Origin of the sequence: Pseudomonas sp. GM50 (assembly GCF_000282375.1) — a bacterium.
Lineage (GTDB): Bacteria > Pseudomonadota > Gammaproteobacteria > Pseudomonadales > Pseudomonadaceae > Aquipseudomonas.
On sequence record NZ_AKJK01000006.1, the window covers coordinates 24,731 to 33,423 of the forward strand.

Sequence of the window (8,693 nt, forward strand, 5' to 3'; positions counted from 1 at the left end):
GGTGTGTCAGCCAATAACATGGCTGACGCCTGCGACTCCAGCCTTTATCCTATGCGCCCCCGCCGTACCGAGTCCCAGGAGTTTCGCCATGCCCCACGAAGGCAACCTGTTACAAGCCGCTGTCGTCTTTTTGTTCGCGGCGGTGCTCACCGTCCCCTTGGCCAAGCGCCTACAATTAGGGGCGGTGCTGGGTTATCTGTTTGCCGGGGTGATCATCGGGCCGTCGGTGCTGGGTTTGATCGGTAACCCGCAAAGTGTCAGCCATATTTCCGAACTCGGAGTGGTGTTGTTGCTGTTCATTATCGGCCTTGAGCTGTCGCCGCGACGCTTGTGGGTGATGCGTAAATCGGTGTTCGGCGTGGGCCTGGCGCAGGTGTTGCTGACCGGTTCGGTGATTGGTGTGCTGGCGTTGTTCGTGTTCGGCCAATCGCTGAATAGCGCGATCGTGTTGGGTCTGGGCCTGGCGTTGTCGTCCACCGCATTTGGTTTGCAAAGCCTGGCCGAGCGCAAGGAACTGACCAGCCCTCATGGGCGGTTGGCGTTCGCGATTTTGCTGTTCCAGGACATCGCCGCGATCCCGCTGATCGCGATGGTGCCGCTGCTGGCCGGGGGCGATCACACCACCAGTGCCGCCGAAGATTTGAACCATGGCTTGCGGGTGCTGGGCAGTATTGCTGTGGTGGTGATTGGCGGACGGTACTTGCTGCGCCCGGTATTTCGGGTGGTGGCCAAAACCGGTCTGCCGGAGGTGTCCACCGCCACCGCGTTGCTGGTGGTGATCGGCACGGCATGGCTGATGGACCTGGTCGGCGTGTCCATGGCACTCGGCGCGTTCCTCGCCGGTTTGCTGCTGGCGGATTCCGAATACCGCCACGAGCTGGAAGCGCAGATCGAACCGTTCAAGGGCCTGCTGCTGGGGCTGTTTTTTATCAGCGTCGGCATGGGCGCCAATTTGAGTCTGCTGCTGAGCGCGCCGGTCGTGGTGCTGGGGCTGACCCTGTTGCTGATCGCCATCAAGTTGCCGCTGCTGTTTGTTGTCGGTCGACTGGCCGGAGGTTTGGGCAAGGTCAGTGCGATTCGCCTCGGCATCGTGCTGGCGGCCGGTGGTGAGTTCGCATTTGTGGTGTTCAAGATCGGTCGTGATCAGGGGCTGTTCGAGCCACGCCTGTACGATTTGCTGGTGCTGACGATTACCTTGTCCATGGCCGTGACGCCGCTGTTGTTGCTGTTGTGCGCCCGACTGGTCAGCCCCAAGGTTCAGCCCGTGGAGGTGCCGCAGAAGTTCCGCGAAATCGACGCCGACACGCCCCGCGTGGTCATTGCCGGCATGGGCCGTATGGGGCAGATCGTGGCGCGGATTCTGCGGGCGCAGAACATCAAGTTCATCGCCCTCGACACATCGGTGGAAACCATCGAACTGTCCCGCAGCTTCGGCGGTGTACCGGTGTTCTATGGCGACCCGATGCGCCCGGAAATCCTCAGCGCGGCCAAGGTCGAGCAAGCGGAGTTTTTCGTGATCGCCACCGATGATCCCGACACCAACATCAAGACGGCCGAGGTGGTGCACAAGCTCTATCCGCACATCAAAATCATCGCCCGCGCCCGTAACCGTCAGCATGTGCACCGGTTGGTGGATGTCGGGGCGCAGGCGGTGCGGGAAACCTATTACTCCAGCCTGGAAATGACCCGGCGGACTCTGGTCGGGTTGGGGCTGACACAGGCCCAGGCAGATGCACGGATCAAGCGCTTTACCCATCACGATGAACAGGTGCTGGAAGCCCAGCATGCGGTGTATGACGATGCGGCCAAGGTGATGCAAACGGCGCAGGAAGCGCGGGCGGAATTGGCAAAACTGTTTGAGTCGGATCAGTTGGAAGAGGAAGCGGGTAAGGTTTGAGGTGGACCTGATGTCCTCATCGCGAGCAGGCTCGCTCCCACAGGGGATCTATGTCAGCCGCAGATCTTGTGGCTGACTCGGTCAATGTGGGAGCGGGCTTGCTCGCGAAGAACGATAACGCGGTGCATGGGATAAATAACAACGACCAAGGAATCCACTATGGCTGACCAGACCTCCCCCGCCCTGAAGGAAATCTTCAACGCCGAACGCCTCGCGCACATCGCCACCGAAATGACGGCGGTCTATCCCGGGTTCGATGCCAAGGCCTTCCTGAAGCTGGCCAAAAACGGTCTGGCGGATCTCTCAGTCATGCAACGCATGGCCCGCGTCAGCGAATGCCTGCACGCGGTATTGCCGCTCGGTTATGAAGAATCCCTCGACGTCCTGCGTGCCCTCGCCCCGCGCCTGAACAGCGCCTTCGTCAGTATGTTTTTGCCGCACTACGTCGCGACCTACGGCGCTCACACGTTCGATCTGTCGATGGACGCGCTCAAATATTTCACGGCCTTCGGCTCATCGGAATTTGCCATCCGGCACTTTCTGCGCGGCGATCTCGAACGTTCACTCAAGCTGATGCACGACTGGTCACTGGATGACAACGAACACATCCGGCGCCTGGCCAGCGAAGGCAGCCGACCGCGCCTCCCATGGTCGTTCCGGCTGGAACAAATCCAGGCCGACCCGACACTGGCGGCTGCAATCCTCGATAACCTCAAGGCCGACGAAAGCCTATACGTGCGTAAATCCGTGGCCAACCACCTCAACGACATCACCAAGGATCATCCCGAGTGGGTGCTGGCGCTGATCGAAGGTTGGTCACTGGACAACAAACACACGGCGTGGATCGCCAGACATGCCCTGCGCAGCCTGATCAAACAGGGCAACCAACGGGCGCTGGCGATCATTGGCGCGGGCGGCAAGCCCGAAGTTGGAATCATTGATGTGAAGGTTGAACCGGCGGTGATTCAGCTCGGGGAGAAAATCACCCTGTCCTTCAAAGTGAAGTCCACGGTGGCGGAGAGTCAACGACTGGTGATCGACTATGCGATTGATTACGTCAAAGCCAATGGCAGCAGGTCAGCGAAGGTGTTCAAGCTCAAGGCGATGACGCTGCCCGGCAAGGCTACCGAATCCATCGCACGTAGCCAGCACATCAAAGAACTCACCACCCGAAAGCATTATCTTGGCTTGCACGCCGTGCACATTCTGGTCAACGGCGAACGGCTGGCCAGCACGGCGTTCGAAATCCTCGCCTGAAGCACCACGGCCTTCGCATGAAATACGGTCCCTGTAGGAGCGAGGCTTGCCCGCGAAGGCGTCAGGTCTGGCAAACCTCGTTATCGTTCTTCGCGGGCAAGCCTCGCTCCTACATTAGGTGGCAGCTATGTGCGGGTCTGCAAGACCGGGAAACCAGGAACCCGGCAGATCCGAAGATCTCCCGCACAAAGCCGCCATTTCGCGGACATACTCGAAAGCCTTCTCACTCACTTTTTAGCGCTCGCTAGATAATGCGCTACCAAAGCATTGGCATGGCCATGCCCCATATCGTGTTCAGACTTCAGCCAAGTCACCATTTCCATATGCTTCTTGCTGCTCACTGTACCGAGCAGATCCAGCCAATGGTCGATTGGCTGGCCGTACTTTTTTTCAATCGAGGGGAAGTACGACGCCGGCCCTTTCACTTTTGTATCTTCGGTCATGCTGCAAGCTCCCTTGTTCGCGACGGAGTGTCGGTGGACGCTCCTTGCCTTCATCCCACGAATTGAAGTCCAGGACAGCTGTGCAGTCCAGCGCAAACAAGCTCGCCGTTAAAAAGCAACGATTGAAGCTATCGCGAAGAGTTCTAATGAACTGTCAGTTCTAACAGGTCACTTTCAGTTTGGCCGGGACTAAGCTGCCCCCACTAGAGTGAATTGAGGCGTTCATCATGTCCCGAAATCGTTACCTATTGCCGCTGGGCGTTCTCTTGTTGGCGATGCTGCCGGTATTGCGCGATGCCCAAGGTGGCCAGTGGACGCCCTTACAATCCGAAGTGAACTTTCAATGCGACAACGGCGCCACGACGCCGGGCTACAGTGTGTATGTTGTCGGCAACCATCCGAAGTTAGGGAACTGGGATCCGGCCAAGGCCGTAAAGCTCGATCCTACTCCCAACCCTACATGGACCGGCAAGGTACTTTTCCCAGGCGCGGACGACGGTAAAGATGTGGAATGGAAGTGTATCGTGCGCAACGAGACCATACCGACCGACGTGCAGAAGTGGCAGGGCAATCCCAACAACATAGTGAAGGTAACTTTCAAAACAACGAGTGTCGGCACGTTCTGAGGCGTGAGTGAACATATGGGAAAGTGAATCGGTCACTCTCCCAAGATCAAAAGATCGCAGCCTTCGGCAGCTCACACCTATCCCTAATGTAGGAGCGAGGCTTGCCCGCGAAAGCGTAAGGTCTGGCACACCGCGTTATCGTTCTTCGCGGGCAAGCCTCGCTCCTACCGGGGAATGGAGCCTTGCAGTAGAGGTTGCTCGCGCTCACACAACTCCACCACGTAATCCCACAGCACCCGCAATCGCACGGACTTGTGCAGTTCGCGCCGCGTACTGATCCAATAACTGCGCTGGATGCTTTCGTCCGGCAGCAACGGCACCAGTTGGGGATCGGCGCTGGCCATGTAGCACGGCAGCACGGCGATCCCCAGGCCCGAGCGCGCGGCCTGTTGCTGGGCGATGACGCTGGTGCTGTGAAAAACCACCTGGGGGTTGCGGCAGAAGCTGTTGAGGAACATCAGTTCCTGGCTGAACAGCAAGTCGTCGACGTAGCCGATCCACGCATGGCGACCGAGGTCTTCGCGGCTGCGCAGGGGTGGCGAGCGGTCCAGATAGGCCTGGCTGGCGTAGAGCGCCAGGCGATAGTCGGTGAGTTTGCGGGTGACCAGCATGTCGGCGGCCGGGCGTTCGAGGTGGATGCTGATCTCCGCTTCGCGGTTGAGGATGCTGACGAAGCGCGGCACCGCCACCAGTTCCACTTCCAGCCCCGGATAGCGTTCGAACAGCCCGTTCATGCGGCTGGCGAGGAACATGATGCCCAGCCCCTCCGTCACCCCGACGCGGATCTTGCCCAGCGGCGCGGATGACTGGGTGATTTCTTCCTGAGCCAGCAGCGCGACGTTTTCCATGGCTTCGGCGTGTTTGAGCAGTGCTTCGCCGGCCGGGGTCAATTCGTAGCCTTGGGCATGCTGGACGAACAATGCGGTGCCGAGGCTTTTTTCGATGGCTTCGATGTGCCGGGCCACGGTGGCATGGGTGGTGTTCAAACGGCGGGCGGCGGTCAGCAAGCGGCCGCTGCGCTGCAATTCGAGAAAAAACCGCAGGTCATTCCAGTCGAACATGAACCATCCTTGACGTTATGCCGTTAATGACGCTGTTTAAAAACGCACAGCGGCTGCGCAAAAACTAACATTCTTTTAACGAAAGCTAACAACTAGGATGACCGACAACAAGAACAACAATACGAGGTCAGGGATGCAGACTTCCCTTGATGAATACGACTACATCGTGGTCGGCGCCGGGCCGGCCGGTTGTTTGCTGGCCAATCGACTGTCGGCCAACCCGCAGCACCGGGTGCTGCTGCTCGAAGCCGGCGGCCGCGACAACTACCCGTGGATTCACATCCCCGTCGGTTACCTGTTCTGCATCGGCAACCCACGCACCGACTGGTGCTTCAAGACCGAAGCGCAACCGGGCCTGCAAGGCCGCGCCCTGAGCTACCCACGCGGCAAGGTGCTCGGTGGTTGCTCCTCGATCAACGGCATGATCTACATGCGTGGCCAGGCTGGTGATTACGACGGTTGGGCGGCCGAGGGTAATGCTGGCTGGGGCTGGCAAGACGTGCTGCCACTGTTCAAACAAAGCGAAAACCATTTTGCCGGCGATTCGGAGTTTCATGGCGCTGCCGGGCAATGGCGAGTCGAGCGCCAGCGGCTGTCGTGGCCGATCCTCGACGCTTTCCGCACGGCAGCCGAGCAAAGCGGCATCGCCAGCATCGATGACTTCAATCAGGGCGACAACGAAGGCTGCGGCTACTTCCAGGTCAATCAAAAAGCCGGGATCCGCTGGAACGCGGCCAAGGCGTTTCTCAAACCGATCCGCCAGCGCTCCAATCTGACGGTGTTGACTGACGTCGAAGTGGATCGCGTGCTGCTGGAAAACGGCCGTGCCTCAGCGGTCAGCGCTCGTTGGCAAGGCGAGGCGAAAACCTTCAAGGCGCGTAAGGAAATCGTGTTGTGTGCCGGCTCCGTCGGTTCACCAGGCATCCTCCAGCGTTCCGGTATCGGCCCTCGTCCGCTGCTGCAAAAACTGGGGATCGGCGTTGCCCATGAACTGCCCGGGGTGGGCGGCAACTTGCAGGATCACCTGCAACTGCGGCTGATCTACAAACTGGAAAACGCCCGCACCCTGAATCAGATCGCCGGCACGCTGTGGGGCAAGATGGGCATGGGCCTGCGTTACCTGTATGACCGCAGCGGCCCGCTGTCCATGGCCCCGAGCCAACTTGGCGCTTTCGCCCGTTCGGGGCCGGAGCAGACCTCGGCGAACCTCGAATACCACGTGCAGCCGTTGTCGCTGGAGCGTTTCGGCGAGCCGTTGCACGCCTTCCCCGCGTTCACTGCATCGGTCTGCGATCTGCGCCCGCAAAGCCGTGGCCGAATCGACATTCGCTCCGCCGACCCGCGGGAAGCGCCGCTGATTCAGCCCAACTACCTGAGCCATCCCGAAGACCTGCGAGTGGCGGCGGACGCCATCCGCCTGACCCGCCGCATCGTCTCCGCGCCCGCCTTGCAAGCGTTCAAACCGATCGAGTACCTGCCCGGCGATAGCTTGCAGAGCGAAGAACAATTGCACGAAGCCGCCGCCCGGATCGGCACGACGATTTTCCACCCGGTGGGCACTTGCCGGATGGGCAACGACGCACACGCAGTGGTCGACGCCGAGTTGCGCGTCCACGGCATCCCGGGGCTGCGCATCGCCGACGCCTCGATCATGCCGCGCATCACCTCGGGCAATACCTGTTCGCCTACGCTGATGATCGCCGAGAAGGCCGCGCAGTTGATCCTCAATCCCGACACAAGGAGCATCAACCTGCAGAAGCTAACTGTAGGAGCGAGGCTTGCCCGCGAAGAACGATGACGCGGTGTGTCAGGTCTGACGCCTTCGCGAGCAAGCTTCGCTCCTACAAAGATCGACGTACACCCCGCTTTATGGATAAACGCGGCACCCGCCCACAAGGCTGGCGCCGACAGTGGAACAACAAAAACAATCACTGTGAGGGATACCGATATGTCAGAACATGTTCAGCCCATGGAAGCCGTCCGCAGCGCCGGCACCAGCCAGGAAACCCAGAAAGTCATCTTCGCCTCGTCCTTGGGGACGGTGTTCGAGTGGTACGACTTTTTCCTCTATGGCGCCCTCGCGGCGGTCATCAGCAAACAGTTCTTCGCCGGGGTCAACGACACCACGGCGTTCATCTTCGCGCTGATGGCGTTTGCCGCCGGCTTCATCGTGCGGCCGTTCGGTGCGCTGGTGTTCGGGCGGTTGGGGGACATGATCGGCCGCAAATACACGTTCCTCGCGACCATCGTCCTCATGGGCCTGGCGACCTTCTGCGTGGGCTTGCTGCCGACCTACGCGAGCATTGGCATTGCCGCGCCGATCATCCTCGTGGTGTTGCGCATGCTTCAGGGGCTGGCACTGGGCGGTGAGTATGGCGGCGCTGCCACTTACGTCGCCGAACACGCGCCGATGGGCAAACGCGGTTTCCACACCAGCTGGATTCAGTCCACCGCCACCCTCGGCTTGCTGCTGTCGCTGCTGGTGGTGCTCGGCTGCCGCTACTTCACCGGCGACCAGTTCGAAGTCTGGGGCTGGCGCATTCCGTTTCTGTTTTCGATCGTGCTGCTGGGCATCTCGACCTGGATTCGCCTGAGCCTGCATGAATCGCCTGCGTTCGTGAAAATGAAAGAAGAAGGCAAGCTCTGCAAGTCGCCGCTGCGCGATTCCTTCGGCAAATGGGACAACCTCAAAGTGGTGCTGATTGCGCTGTTCAGCATCAACGCCGGGCAAGCGGTGACCTTCTACGCGGCGCAGTTCTATGTGCTGTTCTTCCTCACCCAGTTCCTGAAAATGGACCCGGCGCTGGCCAACAGTCTGCTGATCGTCAGCGTGACCATCGGCGCACCGTTCTTCATCTTTTTTGGCTGGCTGTCGGACAAGGTCGGGCGTAAACCGGTGCTGATGATCGGCCTGCTGCTGGCCACCGCACTGTACTTCCCGATCTTCAAGACCCTGGCCCACTACGCCAACCCGGCCATCGACCAGGCCAGCCGCCAGGCACCGATCACCGTGCTGGCCGACCCGGCCACCTGCACCTTCCAGTTCGACCCAGTGGGCAAGGCTAAATTTGATAGCCCGTGCGACAAGGTCAAAACCTTCCTGGTCAAACAGGGCCTGCCCTACAACAGCGAAGCTCTACCTGCCGGCAGCGCCGTGCAGGTGAGCATCGGCGAGGTGAAAATCGATGGCTACGATGAAGCCGCCCTGCGCGGCGCAGTGACCCTGGCCGGGTATCCGTCACAAGCCGACACCCAGCTGATCAACAAACCGATGATCGTGGCGCTGATCGTCGCGCTGATCATCATCTCCGCCATGTGCTACGGCCCGCTGGCGGCGCTGATGGTCGAACTGTTCCCGACCCGCATCCGCTACACGTCCATGTCCCTGCCCTACCACATCGGCAACGGC

At 60.2% G+C, this 8,693-nt stretch carries 7 protein-coding genes; 5 read left to right on the forward strand and 2 right to left on the reverse strand.

Annotated elements, in window-relative coordinates; all coding sequences use genetic code 11:
* Positions 1-88 precede the first annotated feature (88 nt).
* Positions 89-1,897 (forward strand): monovalent cation:proton antiporter-2 (CPA2) family protein, encoded by a 1,809-nt coding sequence (locus tag PMI30_RS27805; RefSeq protein ID WP_007895091.1) that lies wholly within the window; start codon positions 89-91, stop codon positions 1,895-1,897.
* Between the two features lie 159 nt (positions 1,898-2,056).
* Positions 2,057-3,154 (forward strand): DNA alkylation repair protein, encoded by a 1,098-nt coding sequence (locus PMI30_RS27800; RefSeq protein WP_008005396.1) that lies wholly within the window; start codon positions 2,057-2,059, stop codon positions 3,152-3,154.
* 227 nt (positions 3,155-3,381) lie between these two features.
* Here the strand turns inward: PMI30_RS27800 and PMI30_RS27795 are convergent, their stop codons facing one another.
* Positions 3,382-3,597 carry a DUF4287 domain-containing protein gene (locus tag PMI30_RS27795; RefSeq protein ID WP_008005398.1) on the reverse strand — a complete coding sequence of 72 codons (216 nt, stop codon included), beginning with the start codon at positions 3,595-3,597 and terminating at the stop codon, positions 3,382-3,384.
* A gap of 227 nt (positions 3,598-3,824) precedes the next feature.
* Between PMI30_RS27795 and PMI30_RS27790 the strand changes: the two genes are divergently transcribed.
* Positions 3,825-4,223 carry a carbohydrate-binding module family 20 domain-containing protein gene (locus PMI30_RS27790; RefSeq protein WP_008005400.1) on the forward strand — a complete coding sequence of 133 codons (399 nt, stop codon included), beginning with the start codon at positions 3,825-3,827 and terminating at the stop codon, positions 4,221-4,223.
* A 164-nt stretch (positions 4,224-4,387) separates the two neighbouring features.
* Here the strand turns inward: PMI30_RS27790 and PMI30_RS27785 are convergent, their stop codons facing one another.
* The gene (locus PMI30_RS27785) at positions 4,388-5,284 is read right to left on the reverse strand and encodes a LysR family transcriptional regulator (protein ID WP_008005402.1); all 897 of its coding nucleotides are present in this window, start codon (positions 5,282-5,284) and stop codon (positions 4,388-4,390) included.
* A 133-nt stretch (positions 5,285-5,417) separates the two neighbouring features.
* Between PMI30_RS27785 and PMI30_RS27780 the strand changes: the two genes are divergently transcribed.
* Positions 5,418-7,082, forward strand: a complete 1,665-nt coding sequence (locus PMI30_RS27780; RefSeq protein ID WP_008005404.1) for a GMC family oxidoreductase — start codon at positions 5,418-5,420, stop codon at positions 7,080-7,082.
* Positions 7,083-7,232: 150 nt separating this feature from the next.
* Positions 7,233-8,693 (forward strand): MFS transporter (locus PMI30_RS27775; RefSeq protein WP_008005406.1); only part of this gene is annotated, 1,461 nt, incomplete at its 3' end.